This window comes from Pseudarthrobacter sp. MDT3-1 (assembly GCF_054510755.1).
On sequence record NZ_JBTNDX010000017.1, the window covers coordinates 74418 to 92547 of the forward strand.

Consider the following 18130-nt stretch of genomic DNA (forward strand, 5'->3'; position numbering starts at 1 on the left):
CTAGGATATGAGCATGACTGACATGTTCCTCGAGAAGTTCCGCGCGCTTGTTCCGACGTATCTCGAGGACGAATGGCAGGAAGAAGATGGCCTGCCCGCGGACGAGCTGGACGCGGCCCTCGCCGAACACCAGTTCCAGGTCCCGTTGGTGCTGAAGGAGTTTTACCTGGCGGTGGGCGGCTGCGAGGACATCATGGAGGCGTACCACTACTTCTGGGATCCCGAAGAGCTGGAAGTGGATGACGAAGGCTTCCTGATGTTCCTCGAGGATGAGGAAGAACAGTTCACCTGGGGCTTCCGCGTAGGCGACCTCGGCATCCCGGACCCCATCGTGTACCGCCGCAACAACGCCCGCGGCCAGTGGAAGAGCGAAGAAGGCACCTTCTCCGAGTTCGTCTTCGACATGTTCGAGTGGGCCTTCAACGAAGAGGTAGAAAACTAGGGTCCTCCCCTGCCCGGCCTGCGCGGCCTAAACGGGGCACTTCGACACGGACGCGCCGCTTCCTAAGCCAGTTTCTTCGGACACGTCGCCCAAAGTGCCCCACGACGGCGAGACTCACCTCGCGCCGAAAGCCCCCTGCCGCGACAGTTCCAGTACTGCCAACACCTGGCCCACCATCCGCTCAGGGTGATAGACAACGTCGTCATAGCCGAATCTGAGGCCAAGACGTCCGCCGATGACTGTGGCATTGTTGCGCTTTCGGTCCTTTTTTACTTGCCGTGGTTCCAGATGCGTACTGCCGTCGGTTTCCACCACGAGCCACTCCTCAATAAGGAAGTCCACTTCTCCCACTCCCGGAAGCTCTACATGCCTTCGCACATGGAGGCCCGCTCGCCGGAAATGGTAGTTGGCCAGCACCTCCAGGATGGAATCCGCCCTGGGGACCACGCTGTCGAGGACGGACCTGGCGCGGGCGTTGCGGTTTCCCGAGAGCTTGCGCTGCAGGAAATCCAGGCTGATGTCGCCCCGCTGGGCTGCGCACTGAAGCATGACCAACGATTCCACTGCCGGCAAGCAACGCAACGAATGAATCAGGACATCGGCCAGACCGGCCACCGGCAGCCATGAGTGGGACGGGTGGAGGCATCGGCCGTGGGTCAACATCCCCGGCGGTGTCCTCTTATGCCTTGGACTGAGGTGCACGGAACCAGCGTCATGTATCGTCCACAGCTGGTACGTGGGGGCGGCCGACAGACATGTCAGCAGAGCGTTGTGCTGAAGCGCCAGGGCTACCACGCCTGCCTCACGCGGCATGCTGTAGATGCCTCGTCGAATCCGCACAATTCGCCCGGCCGCCAGTGCTTTGTCGAGGGAAGTTCGGGAAAATCCGGCCTCTCGGAGCGTCGAGGCCCGGGCTACGCCTGCCCGCGCGCCGAGAAAAGTCTCAATATCCATTACTCCACGGTGCACCTGGACCACAGCAAAGGGCAGACCCAAGGTGCCGCATGTGGACAACGCGGCCGTCGCGGGGCACTTCGACACGGAAACGCCGTCTCTCCAGCCCGGAAGGCCCATCGGACGCCGCAATGTGCCCCACGAAGGACGAAGTAGCCTGTGACACGCGGAGTAACAGCAGGCTTGCATCCTGTGACAAATCTGTCATAGACTGTTCACGGATCCGCTAAACGCCTCCGGCGGGTCTGATGCGAACGGAGATATAGCCCCGGTTCGACGCAACGTGTGACTCGTATCGTTGCTGAGAACCGGGGCTATTGCATTTAACGAGCGAGGGCCCCGGCCAGGTTCACCCCGCCGAGGCCCCGCTGCAAAGAAGAGAATCAGCTGGCGCGGTCCACCACAGCCAGGGCGAAGTTGGACAGAGAGGACTTCACAACACCCTCGGGAAGCGGCGCCAGTGCGGCAATGGCTTCGTCGGCCCAGCGGCGGGCAATCACCCAGGACTCGGCAGTGACGGGGTGCTCGCGCAGTCCGGCCACGGCGGCAGCCAAGGCCTCGTCCGAGGTCAGGTCCCCGTCAATGAGCTTCAAGAGTTCGACGGCGGACTGGTCACCGGCAGCAGCATCGCGCCGCAGGAACAGAACGGGCAGCGTGGGCACACCCTCGCGGAGATCCGTGCCCGGGGACTTGCCGGACTTCACCTTGACGCCGGTGACATCAATGACGTCGTCGGCGAGCTGGAAGGCCACGCCCACCTTCTCGCCGTACTCCACCAGCAGGTCCTCGTAGGCCTCGTCGGCACCGGCAAAGATGGCACCGAGCTGGCCCGAGGCGGCCACCAGGGAACCGGTCTTGTCCGCGATGACGGACAGGTAGTGCTCCACCGGATCCTCGTCCGGACGCGGGCCCACAGTCTCGTGCAGCTGGCCCAGGCACAGGCGCTCGAACGTCCGGGCCTGGATGCCCAGGGCTCGGGAACCAAGCTCGGACACCAGGATGGACGCGCGGGCAAAGATGAGGTCGCCGGTGAGGACCGCCACGGAGTTTCCCCAGACCTCGTGGGCCGTGGGGGCGCCGCGGCGGAACGGGGCCGAGTCCATAACGTCGTCGTGGTACAGAGTTGCCAGGTGGGTCAGTTCCACCACCACGGCCGCCTGCACGACGGCAGGCAGTGAGGCGTCGCCAAGGTGGGCGCACAGCAGCGTCAGCAGAGGCCGGATACGCTTGCCGCCGGCTTCCACGAGGTGACGCGACGTTGCATCAGCCAGCGGATCGGAGTTGGCAATGGCCTCGCGGAGTTTCTTCTCCACGCGGGCAAGGTTATTGGTGATGGCGGGGCCCAGCTCGGCGTCCTCCGCGATGGCCGCGAAGCCCGCGGGCAGCTGCAGTCCCGTTGCAATGGCGGTGGTATTGAGGCTGGGTTCGGAGTCCGGCAGGCCGTGCCCGGCGTGCGTCCAGCTGTGGTCTGCGGAGTTAGTCACTGGTTAACCCTAACTTTTTGTTGCGGATACCGCTGGTTCGATGCCGGTGGGGTGTTGGAGGTGGCCGGAACCAGCGACTCCAGGACGCGGATGGCCCGGTCCTCGAAGCCTTTCGCGGCCGGGTCGGTCAGGTTTGCGAGCAGCCGCACTATAAAGCGCATCAGCACGGGTATGGGCATCCCGGTCCGCAGCGCGAGCTTCATAATGGCGGGTTTTCCTATCAGGGCGGCAAATGCCCGGCCAAGCGTGAAGTGCGATCCCCACTGGCCCCGCACATAGTCCGCGTACCCCGCGAGGTGCGCGTCGGCGTCGTACATTGCCCCCGCAGCAGAGGAACGGGCGGACGCGTCGACGATGAACTCCGCCGCGAACCGTGCCGATTCCATCGCGTAGGAGATGCCCTCGCCGTTGAACGGGGAGACCATGCCGCCGGCGTCGCCCAGGAGCAGGAGGCCGGGCGAGTAGTGCGGGGTGCGGTTGAAGCCCATGGGCAGCGCGGCGCCGCGGATTTCGCCCACTTGGTTGTCCGGGGTGAAGCCCCACTCGGCGGGCATGGCGCTGGTCCATTCGCGCAGGACCTGCTTGTAGTCGAGCTTGCCGAAGTCCCTCGACGAGTTCAGGATGCCGAGGCCCACATTGGAGGTGCCGTCGCCGACGCCGAACACCCAGCCGTAGCCGGGGAGCAGTTTTCCGTCGCGGCCGGGGAGCTCCAGCCAGCCTTCCATCCAGTCGTCATCGTGGCGGGGCGACGTGAAGTACGTGCGGACGGCGACGCCGAGGGGGCGGTCGTCCCGCTTCTGGATGCCCAGCGACACGGCGGTTCGGGTGGAGTTGCCGTCTGCGGCGAGTACGACGTCGGCGCTGAAGTCGCGTGACTCCCCCGTCTTGCGTCCGGACTCGTCCAGGAGCGCTGCGCGGACGCCGGTCACGCGGCCGTCTTCAGACCGCAGGGCTTCGGTGACGCTGTGCCGCTCGAGGATTTGTGCGCCGGCGGCCTGGGCGTGGCGGGCCAGTTCCTCGTCGAAGCCCAGCCGGGTGCGGATGAGGCCGTACTGCGGGAAGTCGGAGACCTCGGGCCAGGGCAGTTCGATGGTGCGGCCGCCGGCGATGAGGCGGAGGCCCTTGTTCCGGCGCCAGCCGTCCGCTTCAGGGTGCGGCAGGCCGAGCTTCTGGATTTCGCGGACTGCCCGCGGGGTGAGGCCGTCGCCGCAGACCTTCTCGCGCGGGAAGCTGGTCTTTTCCAGGACGGTCACGCTGATACCGGCGTTGGCAAGGTAGTACGCGGCGGTGGAACCGGCTGGCCCCGCGCCGACAATCAGAACATTCACAGGTCAGCGCTGGATGTTTCGTCGGAGTTTGGCCACGGGGCCCTTGTGTGCGGCGATGGCCTCCGCTGCGCCCTCCGGCGTTGATTCCAGCGGCTTGGTGGCACGGTGCACGGCCACGATCCCGCCGGTCAGGTTGCGGTATGTGACCTTTTCCCAGCCGGATTCCTGCAGCCAGGCGGCCAGGTGGTCCTGATCCGGCCAGGCGCGGATGGACTCGGCGAGGTAGACATAGGCGTCCGGGTTGGAGGCCACCTTCACGGCGATGGCCGGCAGGGCGCGCATGAGGTATTCCGTATACATGGTGCGCCACAGCGGCACCACGGGCTGGGAGAACTCGGCGATGACCAGCTTGCCGCCGGGCTTGGTGACGCGGAGCATCTCGGCCAGCGCCTTCTTGGGCTCGTTGACATTGCGCAGCCCGAACGAAATGGTGCTGGCGTCGAAGCTGTTGTCCGCGAACGGCAGATTGGTGGCGTCGCCGGCAACAAAGTTGATGTCCGGGCGGCGGCGCTTGCCAACCTTGAGCATGCCGAGGGAGAAATCGCAGGCGATGACATCTATGCCTGCATCGGCATATGGCTCGCTGGAGGTGCCGGTTCCCGCGGCCAGGTCCAGCACCCGCTGGCCCCGTTTCATGTCCATGGCGTCCACCACGATCCTGCGCCAGCGGCGGGTTTGCCCCATGGAGAGGACATCGTTGACGACGTCGTACTTAGGTGCGACGTCGTCAAACATCGTGGCTACTTCGTCCGGACGCTTTTCCAAGGATGCTCGGTTCACCATGCAATTGTCTCAGACAAACTTGAGAAGGACTTTCGACGAGCCCGTGCCCCGGTCCGAAGCCACGGCAAACGCCTCGGCCACGTCACCGGCGTCGAACGTGTGCGTCAGCAGCGGCTCAACGTCCAGCCCGTCCGCCAGGTACGCGAGGGCGTCATCCAGCTCGTTCGCGAAGCGGAAGGTCCCGCGGTAATCGATCTCCCGGAAAACGAGTGCGGCGAGCTCGGCCGTCACGGGCCCGGCCGGCAGGTTGCCCACCTGGACCACGGTGCCGCCGCGGCGCACGGCCGCGAGGACACCGCCCAGGTCCTGGACGACGTCGCGAGCATGCGCGCCGCACGGCCGGACCTGTTCTCCGCCCCTGCCGTGCCCGAGCGACGCACGGGGCGTCCGGCCCGGGCCTGACACGCGCGGGAGTAGTGTTGTCTCATCATGACGAGCACGTTCCGCACCCTCACCGTCCCCCTGGATGGCACCGCGTCCGCCGGCGGACTGCCGCAGTTCCTGGTCCGGGACGACGTCCTCTGCTGGACCCGCCGCGAAGCCGGCCTGGTGGGCTTCGGCGAGATCGCCCGCTTCACCGCCACCGGCCCGGAGCGTTTTCTCGAAGCGGATATCTGGTGGCGCCACCTGGTCCTCGAAGCGGACATCACCGACTCGGTGGAGCTGCCCGGCACCGGCCCGGTGGCTTTCGGATCGTTCGCGTTTTCCAAGAAGTCCACCCATGTATCGCGGCTGATTGTGCCGGAGATCGTGGTGGGCGTCCGCGACGGCCGGTACTGGCTCACCCAGTTGACGGTCGACGGCGGCGAACTCACCGAGGCGGGCGCCCTCGCCGCCCTGGCCGGCTGGCTGAGCGATGGCAGCACCGCCGGTGATGTCCCCGCCGGTGGTGAGGCCGGCGCCGTCGTGCGTCCTTTGCCTTCCGCCGACGGGGCCACACTGCACACCGGTTCGCTCAGCGAGGAAGACTGGATGGCCGCCGTCGCCGACGGCGTGGCGGAGATCCGGACCGGTGCGCTGGAGAAACTGGTGCTGGCGCGGGACATTGTGGCCACGGTGCCGTCGGGCGTGAACGCCGCGCAGGTGTTGCGCGAGCTCGCCGTGCGGTACCGCGAATGCTGGACGTATGGCGTGGACGGGCTCGTGGGCGCCACCCCGGAGATGCTGATCCAGGTGGAGGGCCGCACTGCCCAGGCGCGCGTGCTGGCCGGGACGCTGGACCGCCGCGATGCGCACGGCGAGTCCGGGATTCCCATGGATTACGCCGAGCGGGTGCTTGCCGGGTCGGAGAAGCAGCGGCATGAGCACGAGATCGCGATCCAGTCGCTGACGTCGCAGCTGGCACCGTTTTCCGAGGCCATGAACGCGCACGACGAGCCGTTCATACTGGAGCTGCCGAACGTATGGCACCTGGCGTCGGACGTAAAAGCGGAGCTCGCCGAAGTGGAGGGCCACGTGCCCACGTGCCTCGCGCTGATCAATGCGCTGCATCCCACGGCCGCGGTCTGTGGCACGCCCACGCTGGTGGCCGGCGCCCTGATCCGCAAGCTTGAGCACCTGGACCGTGGCCCGTACGCGGGGCCGGTGGGCTGGCTCGACGCTGCCGGCAATGGCGAATGGGGCATCGCCCTGCGGGGCGCCGTGATTGAGGATCCGCATACCGTACGGTTATATGCCGGTTGCGGCATAGTGGATGGCTCCCAACCGGAGGCCGAGCTGGCGGAGACGTGGGCGAAGTTCCGGCCGATGCTGGAGTCACTGGGGATTTCCAACTAGGTAGCGCTAACTGTCGTTTTGAGCGTCCAAAACGACAGTTAGCGCTACTTACATGGGCGGCGTGTCCGGAATTCCAGTCACGGGCGGCCTCCCGGGTCTTGATTTAGGCTGTGATTTAGTTATCCAATAGTAAAACTAAGTTTCATGTGATGCACATCTCTCATTCGGCGCTACACTATGAACCGATTTAGTACCGCCTACCCCTGCAACAAAAGGTAAAGAACATGCAGCTCAAGTCCCTGGCCCAGGCCAAGTTCGCTGCCAAGGCAGCAGCAATCCTGGCCGCCGGCGCACTCACCCTCACTGCCTGCGGCGGCAGCACCACCCCGGCAGCGTCCGAGGGCGGCATCCAGCTCATCAACGCCGGCAAGCTCACGGTCTGCTCAGACGTCCCCTACGAGCCCTTCGAATTCCAGAAGGACGGCAAGATCGTTGGCTTCGACATCGACATCGCCAATGAAGTAGCCAAGGACCTCAACGCGGAACTCAGCATCGTGGACAGCTCCTTCGAGGCCATCGAGACCGGAACAGCCCTCACCGGCTGCGACGTCTCCATCTCCTCGATTTCCATCACGGATGTCCGCAAGTCGGTCATGGACTTCTCCAACCCGTACATGGACGATGACCTCACCCTCGTGGCCACCATGGCGTCCGGGATCACGGACATCAACAGCGCCAAGGGCAAGAAGGTGGGTGTCCAGCAGGCCACCACCGGCGCAAAGTACGCGGCGGAGAACGGCATCGACGCCCAGCAGTTCGAGGACAGCGGCCTCCTGGTCCAGGCTCTCCAGGCCGGCACCATCGACGCGGCCCTGGGCAACCAGTCAATCCTGGCCTACGCCATCAAGGATGACCCCAAGTTCGAACGTGTGGATGACTACGCTACGGGCGAGAAGCTGGGCATCTCCATCAAGAAGGGCAACACCGCCATGGCCGAGAAGGTCACCGGAACCCTTAATCGCCTGACCGACGACGGCAGCCTGAAGAAGTTCGAAACCACCTGGTTCGGCGAGACCGCCAAGTAGCCGGCACCCCGGACTGACCTTCACAGCCCTGAGAACCACGCCGCTGGGGCCCCGCACGGACTGCGCTGCAGCCCGTCCGGGGCCTCAGCCACGCAAATGAATGTGAGCACCCCATGGCAATGACCGCACGTCAACGGGCCAAAGTGAGCCTGTATGTCCAGATCGGCATCTTCGTTGTGGCCGTGGCCGCGCTGGTCCTGGCCACCGACTGGAAGACCGTCGGCACCAGTGTCTTCAACTTCGGCAAGATCGGCCCGATGTTCCCGGACATCATCCTGGTGGGCCTTAAGAACACCCTGGTCTACACGTTCCTCGGCTTCGTCGTGGGCCTCTCCGGCGGCCTGCTGCTGGCCCTGATGAAGCTGTCCAGCTTCCCGCTGTACCGCTGGATCGCCACCGGCTACATCGAGTTCTTCCGCGGCATCCCGGCGCTGCTGGTGTTTATCGCGTTCGGCTACGGTGTCCCTCTCGCGTTTGGCGTCCAGTGGAACGTCACCCTCGTGGTCATGATCTCGCTGGGTATGGTGGCCTCGGCATATATCGCCGAAACCCTCCGCGCCGGCCTGCAGGCTGTGCCCAAGGGCCAGTTGGAAGCAGCCCGCTCGCTGGGCATGCCGCAGTGGCGGGCCATGGTGTCCATCGTGATCCCGCAGGCATTCAAGATCGTCCTGCCGCCGCTGACCAACGAGGTCATCCTGCTGACCAAGGATTCCTCGCTGATCTACGTGCTCGGCCTGACCGCCTCGCAGTACGAGCTCACCAAGTTCGGCCGCGACGGCATCTCCAGCCTGGGCGCAGGCCTGACGCCGCTCCTCGTAGCCGGCGCCTTCTACCTGGTCATCACCATCCCGCTGAGCCTCCTGGCCCGGAAGTTCGAAAGCCGCTCCGCGCGGACCAAGCGATAGGCAGGGAAGCCATGAACGACGTCGTAAATTCCTCCGCCGGCAACACCGGCACCATCAACGCGGCCGGCGTGTCCATCAAGGACCTCCGCAAGTCCTACGGCAGCAACGAGGTCCTCAAGGGCATCAGCCTGGACGTTGCCCCCGGCGAAGTCGTGTGCCTGATCGGCCCGTCCGGCTCCGGCAAATCCACCCTCCTGCGCTGCGTCAACCTCCTGGAGCAGCCCAACGAGGGCGCCATCCACGTGGGCGGCTTCGAAGCTACCGACCCCGACGTGGACATCGATAAGATGCGCCGCAAGGTGGGCATGGTGTTCCAGCAGTTCAACCTGTTCCCGCACCTGGATGCCAAGCGGAACTGCACCATCGCGCAGACGAAGGTCCTGAAGCGGTCCCAGGAAGAGGCCGATCAGGTGGCCCAGCACAACCTGGACCGTGTGGGCCTGGGGCACCTGTCCGACCGTTTCCCGGACCAGCTGTCCGGCGGCCAGCAGCAGCGCGTTGCGATTGCCCGGGCGCTCAGCATGAACCCCGAGCTGATGCTCTTTGACGAGCCCACTTCCGCGCTGGACCCCGAGACCGTGGGCGATGTCCTCTCGGTGATGCGGAACCTCGCCAAGGAGGGCATGACCATGCTGGTGGTGACCCACGAGATGGGCTTCGCCCGCGAAGTTGCCGACCGCGTGGTGTTTATGGATGGCGGCGTGGTGGTGGAGGAAGGCGTGGCCGAGCAGGTCATTTCCGCACCCACCCAGGCCCGCACCAAGGAGTTCCTGCGCCGAGTCCTGGACCCGACGCACATCGAGATCGAAGAGTAGCCGCTTTCGACGCGCTGCCTGCCTGTCGACGCGCATATGCCCTGTCGCCACCGAAGTACCGGTAGCGACAGGGCATATGCGCGTCATAGGGTCTTCCGCGCGTCAGCCAGCCGCGAGCGCGATCCTACGCTCCGACGGCGAACACGGCGGCGGCGACGGCGGCCTTGATGCGGGCGTGGAGGGCGCGAAGGCCAACACGGTCGGTGCGGACTTCGATGATGCTGCGCCCCTTCAGCGGTGCGGCGAGCGCTTCGGCGAGTCCTGCCGTCGTACTTACCGAGCAATGCCCGACGCCGTACGCCGCCGCGAGTGCCGCGATGTCCACGGTGTGGGGGGTGCCGAAGAGTCGCTCGACGGCGTCCGCATAGCGTCCGGATTCACGCACAGCCCCGTGCTCCAGCAGATCAAAGATGGCACCGCCGGCGTCGTTCAGCACCACGATCCGGAGCCCGGGCTCGGGTTCGCTGGCGCCCAGGAGCAGGCCGCCGGCGTCATGCAGGAAGGTGACGTCACCCAGCAGCAGCGTGGTGTCCTGGCGGCCGCCGATGGCAATCCCGGTGGCGGTGGAGATGGTGCCGTCGATCCCGGCGAGGCCGCGGTTGGCGTACACCGTGGCCAAGGGCTCGGCGGCGGGCAGGCCGGCCAGGTCAACGTCGCGGATGCCGTTGGAGGATCCCAGCACCAACTGGCCTCGGGCGTGCTGCCAGACCTGGGCGCCCACGGAGGGTCCGGAAGCGGCGGGCTCGGCGGCCAGGACGCCGTCGAGCGAGTGCTGCGCGGCGGCCCCGGCTAGCAGCCAGGTATCCAGCCAGTCGGACGGGCCGCGGCCGGCGAAATCGGAGAGGTCGGCCAGGTTCTCCAGCGGAAGTTCCGTGCGCCGGCCCGGCTGGTACCAGGCCACGGGAACCGGCTGGTACAGCGCGGATGGCACGTCGGCCCGCTCCAGCAACGCAGCAACCGGGCGGGACAACGTGGGCCGGCCGAACATCACCACCCGTTCGATGGGCAGCGCCGCGGACGGTCCGAAGTGCTCCAGCAGCAGCCGGTACGGGCCCACGGCGTTGGGTCCGAACCTGGCGTTGGAGGAGGGCTCGGCCAGCAGCGGCAGGCCGTGTGCGCGGGCGAACGCTTCGGCGACCGGCCCGGCGTCGTGCCCTGCCAGCACCACGGTGCGCCTTTCCTCCAGGGAGGCAGCGGCGGGCGGCAGATTCATGGTGAGCGGGTCGGTGCCGATCCGGAACCGGGGATGCCCGGCCGCCGTCGGAAGCCCCTCCCCCGGTGCGGGAACCAGCGGGTCGCGGAACGCCAGGTTCAGCTGGACGGGCCCGGGTGCGAGGTCGGAAAACGCTCCGGTGGCCGCGGCCAGCGCCGTTTCCACCGCGCGCAGCGGGTTGCTGCCGGCCGGGACGTCGGCGGCGAAGCGCACGTGCTCGCCGAACAGGTCCAGCTGGATGGTGGTCTGGTTGGCACCGGTCCCTTGCAGCTCCTCGGGCCGGTCAGCGGACAGCACCACCAGCGGGACCGCCGCGTGGTTGGCCTCCATCACTGCAGGCATGAGATTCCCGACGGCGGTGCCTGAGGTCGTGAGGACGGCCGCCGGAGAGCCGGTGGACAGAGCCAGGCCAAGCGCCGTGAAGCCTGCGCTGCGTTCGTCGATCCGGACCAGGAGGTCCACGCGGCCGGCCGCTTCGGCCTCGGCCAGGGCGTAGGCCATGGGGGCGGAACGCGATCCCGGCGAGACCACCACGTACTGGACACCACCGTCGATCAGGGCGTCGACGGCGATCCGCGCGGCGGCGAGGGAGTTCAGGGAAGTCACCGAACCAGTTTGCCATCCTGAGGACGCCTGCCTGTCCCGGGACTCCCGCGCGCAGGTACTAAGCGCATAGACTCGGACCAGAAGGAGAATCACATGGCAAAGGGCCCCACTGTTTACCACGTCGCCGAACGCGCGGGCGTCTCCATTGCAACCGTCTCGTTTACCTTCCGGCAGCCGGAGAAGGTCAAGGCGTCTACCCGCGAACTGGTGCTCGCTGCCGCCGACGAACTGGGCTACGTGCCCAGTGCCAGCGCCCGCGGACTCGCACGCGGCAGGACCGGCGCCCTGGGCCTGTTCGCCTACGACTACCTGTTGGATCCGTCGGGAGGCCCCGGCGTGCAGGGTGGGCCCGGTATGCAGGGTGGGCTGCCGGGCGGGCCGGGCGGACTGGCCGGCGCGCAGGGTGGGCTGTCAGGCGGGATCCCGCAGGAGCCGGCCGCGGGCGCGGACCCTGAGGGCGGCGACCCTTTGGACGGAGACAGTGAGGAGGGGAACCTCCGCCTATTCCCCCTATACGTGGATGAGGTGCAGCGCGGTGTCGAACTGGAGTGCTGGCGCCGGGGGCAGGCGCTGCTGGTTGGCGGCGGCAATCCCGCGAACAACGAAGCGGTGCTGTCTGACATCGCCGGCAGGGTTGACGGGCTGGCCGTGTTCCCGCGCTCGGTTCCTGTCGAGGCCCTGGCCCGCATAGCCCGCCGCATCCCCGTGGTGGAGGTCTCGGAGAGCCTGCGTAACCGGGGTATGGACCATGTGACCGTGGACAACGCTTCCGGAGCGCGTGCAATCACCGAGCACTTGATCAATGTGCATGGACTGACCGAGCTGATGTTCATCGGCGCCATGCCGTCCTCCGACAACGACGAACGGCTCGAGGCATTCCGGAGCGCCCTCGCCGATGCGGGCGTGAAGATGCGGCACGAGCCCCGGTATCCCGCCGGCGGCGAGTTCGCCGTCGCGGAAACTGTCCGGACCATCTGCCAGCAGGGCTCCCTGCCGCAGGCCTTTGTCTGCGCCACCGACCAGGATGCGCTGGTTGTTATGGATATGCTGGCCGCGTGCGGCGTTAACGTGCCGAAACACGTGGCCGTGACCGGCTTCGACGGCATCGCCGCAGGGCGGGTCATCCGGCCTTCGCTCACCACAGTGCGGCAGCCCATGGAACGGATGGGCCGGACCATGGTGGAGCTGCTCCTGGACAGGCTGGACCACCCGGAGAAGCCCCCGGCGGATCTGAAACTGCCCGTGCGCGTGGTGCTGCGCGAAAGCTGCGGCTGCCAGCCGGTCTAGGCACACGGGTCAGGCTTACGGCCACCGCACGACGCCGGGCCTCAAGTGTCCCTTCGCGCCGGGTCGTACAAAAAACTTAGCGCCAGCTGTTGCCAACATCACATTCAATGCGCTTAGATTGACCTTACGAATCGAATCAAAGCGCTTAGATAGTTTCTGGCGGGATGGCTCCACCTCTCCTGCTCCCTCCGCGCCGTGCCACCTGCCGGCCCGCGGAACCACGAAAGGAACAATGATGATCCATCCGAATGCTAAGAAGGCAGCAGCCGTCGGCATCGCCGCCGCCCTGCTCCTAACCGCCTGCGGCAGGGACTCTGCCGGCCCCGCCGCATCGTCTCCGGCCGAAGCCATTGCCTCCGGGCCGCCGTCGGGCACCATCACCTTGTGGGCGCAGGGCAGCGAAGGCGAGGCACTGCCCGCCCTGCTGAAGGAATTCGAGGCCGAGAACCCCGGCGTCAAGGTCAACGTCACGGCCATCCCCTGGGACGCCGCCCTCAGCAAGTACCAGACCGCCATCGCAGGCGGCACCACCCCGGACGTCGCCCAGATGGGCACCACCTGGATGGGTGACTTCGCCGACTCCTTCGACGCCACACCCCAGGAGATCGACACCAGCGACTTCTTCCCCGGCTCGGTGAAGTCAACCGAAGTCGAAGGGACCACCTACGGCGTGCCCTGGTACGTTGACACCCGCGTGGTCTACTACCGCAGCGACCTCGCGGAAAAGGCGGGCATCACCAAGGCGCCCGAAACCTGGGATGACTTCAAAACCCTCGCCACGGCACTCAAGGAGAAGTCCGGGGCAAAATACGGAGTCCAGCTGCCCGCCGGCGTCGCCGGCTCCTACCTGGACACCCTCCCTTTCCAGTGGTCCAACGGCGCCAAGCTGATGAACGACGACGGCACCAAGTGGACCCTCGACACCCCGGAAGCGGCTGAGGCGCTGAAGTACTACGCCAGCTTCTTCGCTGACGGGCTCGCATCCAAGGCCGTGTCCACCGGAACCACCGCCGAAGCATCCTTCGTGGACGGTTCCGCCCCCATGATGATGAGCGGCCCATGGCACGTCGGCCTGCTCAACAAGGCCGGCGGCCCAGGCTTTGAGGACAAGTACAAGGTTGCCCCGATGCCCAAGGAGAAGACCTCAACGTCCTTCGTGGGCGGTTCCAACATGGTGGTCTTCAAGAAGTCCGAGAACCGCGATGCGTCCTGGAAGCTCCTCCAGTGGCTGTCCAAGCCCGAGGTTCAGCTCAAGTGGTACAAGGCCACCGGTGACCTGCCCTCGCAGCAGAGCGCCTGGAAGGACCCGTCCCTTGCGTCGGACAGCAAGCTCTCCGTCTTCGGAGACCAGCTCAAGTCCGCCAACAACCCGCCGTCCGTCCCCAACTGGACCCAGGTCGCGGCAGCCGCGGACAGCGAAATCGAACAGATCGTCAAGGCCGGCAAGGACCCCGCCGAAGCCCTGAAGTCGCTGCAGCAGGCCGCAGATTCGATCGGCACCGGGAAGTAACAGTGGCTGCCACCACCAACACGATGCCTGCCGGCACCTCAAGGGGTGCCGGCAGGCCTCCGGCCCGCGCAAAGGCCAGGGCAGGCGGCTCGCGCCGGCGCCGCAACGCCATCACCGCGTGGCTGTTCGCTGCGCCGTTCGTCCTGATCTTCGGCATCTTTATGCTGGGTCCGCTGGTGTCGTCGTTCCTGATGTCCTTCACGGATTTCACCAGCCGCGACATCGACAACCCGCTGGCTGTTGGATTCGTAGGGCTTGACCAGTACGCGGCACTGTTCCGGAATCCACAGTTCCTGCACTCGATCCTGAACACGGCCTACTTCGTGCTGGCCGGTATCCCCCTCACCACCGTCCTGGCCCTGGCCCTCGCGGTCGCCCTGAACAACGGCATCACCCGCTTCCGCACGGCCTTCCGCGTGGGCTTCTACACTCCCGTGGTCACCAGCATTGTGGCCGTAGCCGTGGTGTGGCGCTTCATCCTTCAGCCGGACGGCCTGCTGAACCTCATCCTCAGCTGGGTGGGCATCGCGGGCCCGGACTGGCTCAACAGCACCACCTGGTCCATGCCGGCACTGATCCTGCTCGCCGTCTGGCGCAACCTTGGCACGCTGATGATCATCTTCCTGGCCGGACTCCAAACGGTCCCCGCGGACATCCTGGAGGCCGCCGAAGTGGACGGTGCCAGCGCCTGGCAGCGGTTCATGAAGATCACGCTGCCCATGCTCCGCCCCACCCTGCTCCTGGGCACAGTCCTGCTGTCGGTGGGCTTCCTCCAGTTCTTCGAGGAGCCGTTCGTGATGACCAAGGGCGGCCCGCTGGACTCCACCCTTTCGGTCAGCTACTTCACGTTCAACCAGTTCGGGTTCGGCAAATACGGGCTCGCCTCGGCCGCCAGCTATGTGCTCTTCGTGGCCATCGCGCTGTTGAGCCTCATCCAATTCCGCGCCCTGCGATCCAAGGACTGAGGACATGACCATCCCGGAAACTGCACCAACCATCCCCCGCGCCCAAGCGGAACGGACGACGGCGGGAGGCACCCAGGTGCCGGCGTCGCCGCCCGTCCCGGCCCGCCGCCGTCGTACTGGCCCCCGGCTGTCCGCGCGCCGGGCGCTGATCTACGCGGCCCTCCTGGTCGCTGTCACCGCCACGCTGCTGCCGTTTGCCTGGATGCTGCTCGGCGCGTTCAAAACCCAGGGCGAGCTCCTCCGCCGGCCCATCACGTGGTGGCCGGAGCAGCCCACGCTGGAGAACTTCTTGGTCTGGTTCACCGAGCTGCAGATCGGCACGTTCTTCCTGAACAGCGTTGTGGTGGCCGTGTTCACGGTGCTCGGCAACCTGCTGTTCTGCTCGATGGTGGGCTATGCCCTGGCGAAGATGGACTTCCCCGGCAAGCGTTTCCTGTTCCTGCTGGTGATGGTCATGCTGATGGTCCCGGGCGTGGTGACGTTTGTGCCGCTGTTCGTCCTGGTCAGCAAACTGGGAATGGTCAGCACGTACCCGGCCCTGATCCTGCCGTTCCTCGCCGCGCCCATGGGTGTTTTCCTGATGCGGCAGTTCATCGCCGGGATCCCGGATTCGCTCATCGAGGCCGCCCGGATCGACGGCGCCGGCGAGCTGCGCACGTTCCTGCGGATTGTGATGCCCCTGTGCGGACCGCCGCTGGCCACGCTCGGCATCCTGACCTTCCTTGGTTCCTGGAACAACTTCCTGTGGCCGCTGGTTGTTGCGCAGAGCGAGGAAATGTACACCCTCCCGGTGGCCCTTTCCCTCTACTCCACGGGCCAGAACGCCACGGACTACGGCCTGCTCCTGGCCGGCTCGGTGCTAGTGATCACGCCCATCATCCTGCTCTTCGTTGCCCTCCAGAAGTACTTCATCCAGGGCGTCGCGGCCACCGGCATCAAGTAGCCGCTCCCCCGCCCAACCTCCCCGAGAGAGCCCCATGACTGCACAACCCCAGAATCACGCACGCCCCGGGACGTCCGTCGCCGACGGAAACGCCGACGGAAAAGAGTTCCGGGACCTCAACGGAAACGGGATCATGGATCCCTTCGAAAACCCCGGCCTCAGCCCGCGTGAACGCGCCGCCGATCTGGTGACCCGCCTCAGCCTCGAGGAAAAGGCCGGGCTGATGTTCCACACGGTCATCGAAACCGGCCCGGACGGCACCCTCCTTGAGCAGCCAGGCAACATCAGCAAATCGCCCACCAGCACGGTAATCCTCACCAAGTTCATGAACCACTTCAACGTCCATGCGCTCGGCACCGCCCGGGAAGCCGCCCGCTGGAGCAACGCCCTGCAGGAGCTTGCCGCGCAGACCCCGCACGGGATTCCGGTGACCATCTCCACGGACCCGCGGCATGCGTTCATCGAAAACTCCGGCGTCTCGTTCACGGCCGCCCACTTTTCGCAGTGGCCGGAGCCGATCGGCCTGGCCGCGGTGGGCAGTGCCGAACTGATCCGCCGCTTCGCCGGGATCGCGCGGCAGGAATACACCGCCGTCGGGATCCGCGCGGCGCTGCACCCCACCGTTGACCTGGCCACCGAACCGCGGTGGTGCCGGCAAGCGGGAACCTTCGGGCAGGACTCGGAGCTCAGCTCGAAGTACGTCGTCGAGTACCTCCAGGGGTTCCAGGGCGATGAGCTGGGGTCGGACAGCGTTGCCTGCACCACCAAGCACTTCCCCGGCGGCGGTCCGCAGCGCGACGGCGAGGATGCGCACTTCCCGTACGGCCGCGAACAGGTCTACCCCGGCGGCCGCTTCGCCGAACATCTGGCCCCTTTCCGGGCCGCGATCTCCGAAAAGACCAGCGCCATCATGCCCTATTACGGCATGCCGGTGGGCGTGGAACTCGACGGCGAACCGGTTGAGGAAGTCGGCTTCGGCTACAACCGGCAGATCATCACCAACCTGCTCCGCGACAAGCTCGGCTACGACGGCGTGGTCCTCAGCGACTGGGAACTGGTCAACGACAACATCGTGGGCGACCAAGTCCTGCCGGCCCGGGCCTGGGGCGTTGAACAGCTCACCGCGCCCGAACGCATGCTGAAGATCCTCAACGCCGGCGTGGACCAGTTCGGCGGCGAGGAATGCACCGACCTGCTCATCGGCCTTGTCCGGGACGGGCTGGTCAGCGAGTCGCGTTTGGACGAATCCGCCCGCCGGCTGCTACTGGTGAAGTTCCAGCTGGGCCTGTTCGACAACCCGTTCGTGGACGAGGACGCCGCGGCCACCATCGTGGGGAACGCCGAATTCCGGCGCGAAGGACACCGTGCGCAGTCCCGGTCCGTCACGGTGCTCACCAACGGAACGTCCGACGTCGGGACCTCCCTTCCGCTTTCCGGCTCACCTGCCGTCTATGTGGAGGGCGTGGACCCGCTGAGCCTCGACGGTTTCGGCACTGTGGTGCAGGACCCGGAGCAGGCGGATGTTGCCGTTATCCGGCTTCACTCGCCGTGGGACCACCGCAACGACCTGTTCCTGGAGGAACATTTCCATGCTGGGAGCCTGGATTTCCCTCCTGGGCTGATCTCCCGGCTCCGCACCCTGGCCGAAAAAGTACCTCTGGTCATTGACGTGCGGCTGGACCGCCCGGCGATCCTCACACCCCTAACCGGCTTCACCTCAGCCCTGGTCGGCACGTTCGGCGTGTCGGACACGGCGCTCCTGGACGCCCTGTTCGGACGGACCGGGCCCGAAGGGCGCCTGCCGTTCGAGATCCCGCGGTCGATGGATGCCGTGCGTGCATCCCGATCCGACGTCCCCGGCGATACCGCCGATCCCCTTTTCCCGTTCGGGCACGGCCTGAGCCTGCCAGAGCCGGCAACGGCCACCTCCAATAACCGGCGCCGGCCTGATCGACTAGGACGCTCTCTCACCTTTGGCCTCCAAAAGCCAAACGCTCGAAAATTGTCAAGCTGTGTGGAGTCACTGGGCTAGTTTTTGGGGTGTTTTGGTCTCGGGCAGGTTGATCCCGACGTATTTGGCGGGGGCTGGTGTGG

At 66.2% G+C, this 18130-nt stretch carries 16 protein-coding genes; 10 read left to right on the top strand and 6 right to left on the bottom strand.

Annotated elements, in window-relative coordinates; genetic code table 11:
- Positions 1–13: 13 nt before the first annotated feature.
- Positions 14–442 (top strand): hypothetical protein, encoded by a 429-nt coding sequence (locus tag ACX80X_RS14210; RefSeq protein WP_459312419.1) that lies wholly within the window; start codon positions 14–16, stop codon positions 440–442.
- Positions 443–556: 114 nt separating this feature from the next.
- Here ACX80X_RS14210 and ACX80X_RS14215 read toward each other — a convergent pair whose 3' ends face one another.
- The 5 genes from ACX80X_RS14215 to ACX80X_RS14235 all read right to left on the bottom strand — a co-directional run bounded on the left by ACX80X_RS14215 (position 557) and on the right by ACX80X_RS14235 (position 5396).
- Positions 557–1396, bottom strand: a complete 840-nt coding sequence (locus ACX80X_RS14215; RefSeq protein WP_459312421.1) for a type IV toxin-antitoxin system AbiEi family antitoxin domain-containing protein — start codon at positions 1394–1396, stop codon at positions 557–559.
- 383 nt (positions 1397–1779) lie between these two features.
- Positions 1780–2880: a polyprenyl synthetase family protein gene (locus tag ACX80X_RS14220; RefSeq protein ID WP_252598535.1), complete on the bottom strand. Its 1101-nt coding sequence runs from the start codon at positions 2878–2880 to the stop codon at positions 1780–1782.
- Entirely contained in the window at positions 2877–4208 is a 1332-nt protein-coding gene (locus ACX80X_RS14225; RefSeq protein WP_459312423.1) for a geranylgeranyl reductase family protein, read from the bottom strand. Before ACX80X_RS14225 ends, ACX80X_RS14220 begins: the two co-directional genes overlap by 4 nt.
- Positions 4209–4211: 3 nt before the next feature.
- A complete protein-coding gene (locus tag ACX80X_RS14230) occupies positions 4212–4988 on the bottom strand; it encodes a demethylmenaquinone methyltransferase (RefSeq protein ID WP_246848588.1) in 777 nt (258 codons plus the stop codon).
- 12 nt (positions 4989–5000) lie between these two features.
- Complete coding sequence (locus ACX80X_RS14235; protein WP_459312425.1) at positions 5001–5396, bottom strand: hypothetical protein; 396 nt, start codon at positions 5394–5396, stop codon at positions 5001–5003.
- Positions 5397–5420: 24 nt separating this feature from the next.
- On the opposite strand from ACX80X_RS14235, the gene ACX80X_RS14240 reads away from it, so the two are divergent.
- The 4 genes from ACX80X_RS14240 to ACX80X_RS14255 all read left to right on the top strand — a co-directional run bounded on the left by ACX80X_RS14240 (position 5421) and on the right by ACX80X_RS14255 (position 9512).
- Positions 5421–6767 (top strand): isochorismate synthase, encoded by a 1347-nt coding sequence (locus tag ACX80X_RS14240; protein ID WP_459312427.1) that lies wholly within the window; start codon positions 5421–5423, stop codon positions 6765–6767.
- Between the two features lie 224 nt (positions 6768–6991).
- Entirely contained in the window at positions 6992–7792 is an 801-nt protein-coding gene (locus ACX80X_RS14245) for an ABC transporter substrate-binding protein (RefSeq protein WP_459312429.1), read from the top strand.
- 113 nt (positions 7793–7905) lie between these two features.
- Positions 7906–8697, top strand: a complete 792-nt coding sequence (locus ACX80X_RS14250) for an amino acid ABC transporter permease (protein ID WP_252598540.1) — start codon at positions 7906–7908, stop codon at positions 8695–8697.
- Positions 8698–8708: 11 nt separating this feature from the next.
- On the top strand, positions 8709–9512 hold the full coding sequence (locus ACX80X_RS14255; protein ID WP_252598541.1) for an amino acid ABC transporter ATP-binding protein: 804 nt from the start codon (positions 8709–8711) through the stop codon (positions 9510–9512).
- A gap of 124 nt (positions 9513–9636) precedes the next feature.
- On the opposite strand, the gene menD is transcribed toward ACX80X_RS14255, so the two are convergent.
- Positions 9637–11331 (bottom strand): 2-succinyl-5-enolpyruvyl-6-hydroxy-3-cyclohexene-1-carboxylic-acid synthase, encoded by a 1695-nt coding sequence (menD, locus tag ACX80X_RS14260; protein ID WP_459312431.1) that lies wholly within the window; start codon positions 11329–11331, stop codon positions 9637–9639.
- Positions 11332–11424: 93 nt separating this feature from the next.
- Between menD and ACX80X_RS14265 the strand changes: the two genes are divergently transcribed.
- The 5 genes from ACX80X_RS14265 (at position 11425) to ACX80X_RS14285 (ending at position 18068) form a co-directional block, all read left to right on the top strand.
- Positions 11425–12618: a LacI family DNA-binding transcriptional regulator gene (locus tag ACX80X_RS14265; protein WP_459312433.1), complete on the top strand. Its 1194-nt coding sequence runs from the start codon at positions 11425–11427 to the stop codon at positions 12616–12618.
- 235 nt (positions 12619–12853) lie between these two features.
- Positions 12854–14128 carry a sugar ABC transporter substrate-binding protein gene (locus ACX80X_RS14270; protein WP_459312435.1) on the top strand — a complete coding sequence of 425 codons (1275 nt, stop codon included), beginning with the start codon at positions 12854–12856 and terminating at the stop codon, positions 14126–14128.
- 23 nt (positions 14129–14151) lie between these two features.
- The gene (locus ACX80X_RS14275) at positions 14152–15093 is read left to right on the top strand and encodes a carbohydrate ABC transporter permease (protein WP_256470811.1); all 942 of its coding nucleotides are present in this window, start codon (positions 14152–14154) and stop codon (positions 15091–15093) included.
- Positions 15094–15097: 4 nt separating this feature from the next.
- Positions 15098–16036 carry a carbohydrate ABC transporter permease gene (locus tag ACX80X_RS14280; RefSeq protein ID WP_459312437.1) on the top strand — a complete coding sequence of 313 codons (939 nt, stop codon included), beginning with the start codon at positions 15098–15100 and terminating at the stop codon, positions 16034–16036.
- Between the two features lie 34 nt (positions 16037–16070).
- The gene (locus tag ACX80X_RS14285) at positions 16071–18068 is read left to right on the top strand and encodes a glycoside hydrolase family 3 protein (RefSeq protein ID WP_459312439.1); all 1998 of its coding nucleotides are present in this window, start codon (positions 16071–16073) and stop codon (positions 18066–18068) included.
- The last annotated feature ends 62 nt before the right edge of the window (positions 18069–18130 follow it).

What these genes read in the sequence shown, in the direction of transcription:
- ACX80X_RS14270 (WP_459312435.1), top strand. Translation starts at nt 12,854, where the DNA reads ATGATCCATCCGAATGCTAAGAAGGCAGCAGCCGTCGGCATCGCCGCC.
- ACX80X_RS14215 (WP_459312421.1), bottom strand. Translation starts at nt 1,396, where the DNA reads ATGGATATTGAGACTTTTCTCGGCGCGCGGGCAGGCGTAGCCCGGGCC.
- ACX80X_RS14265 (WP_459312433.1), top strand. Translation starts at nt 11,425, where the DNA reads ATGGCAAAGGGCCCCACTGTTTACCACGTCGCCGAACGCGCGGGCGTC.
- ACX80X_RS14240 (WP_459312427.1), top strand. Translation starts at nt 5,421, where the DNA reads ATGACGAGCACGTTCCGCACCCTCACCGTCCCCCTGGATGGCACCGCG.
- ACX80X_RS14250 (WP_252598540.1), top strand. Translation starts at nt 7,906, where the DNA reads ATGGCAATGACCGCACGTCAACGGGCCAAAGTGAGCCTGTATGTCCAG.
- ACX80X_RS14210 (WP_459312419.1), top strand. Translation starts at nt 14, where the DNA reads ATGACTGACATGTTCCTCGAGAAGTTCCGCGCGCTTGTTCCGACGTAT.
- ACX80X_RS14255 (WP_252598541.1), top strand. Translation starts at nt 8,709, where the DNA reads ATGAACGACGTCGTAAATTCCTCCGCCGGCAACACCGGCACCATCAAC.
- ACX80X_RS14280 (WP_459312437.1), top strand. Translation starts at nt 15,098, where the DNA reads ATGACCATCCCGGAAACTGCACCAACCATCCCCCGCGCCCAAGCGGAA.
- ACX80X_RS14275 (WP_256470811.1), top strand. Translation starts at nt 14,152, where the DNA reads ATGCCTGCCGGCACCTCAAGGGGTGCCGGCAGGCCTCCGGCCCGCGCA.
- ACX80X_RS14285 (WP_459312439.1), top strand. Translation starts at nt 16,071, where the DNA reads ATGACTGCACAACCCCAGAATCACGCACGCCCCGGGACGTCCGTCGCC.
- ACX80X_RS14245 (WP_459312429.1), top strand. Translation starts at nt 6,992, where the DNA reads ATGCAGCTCAAGTCCCTGGCCCAGGCCAAGTTCGCTGCCAAGGCAGCA.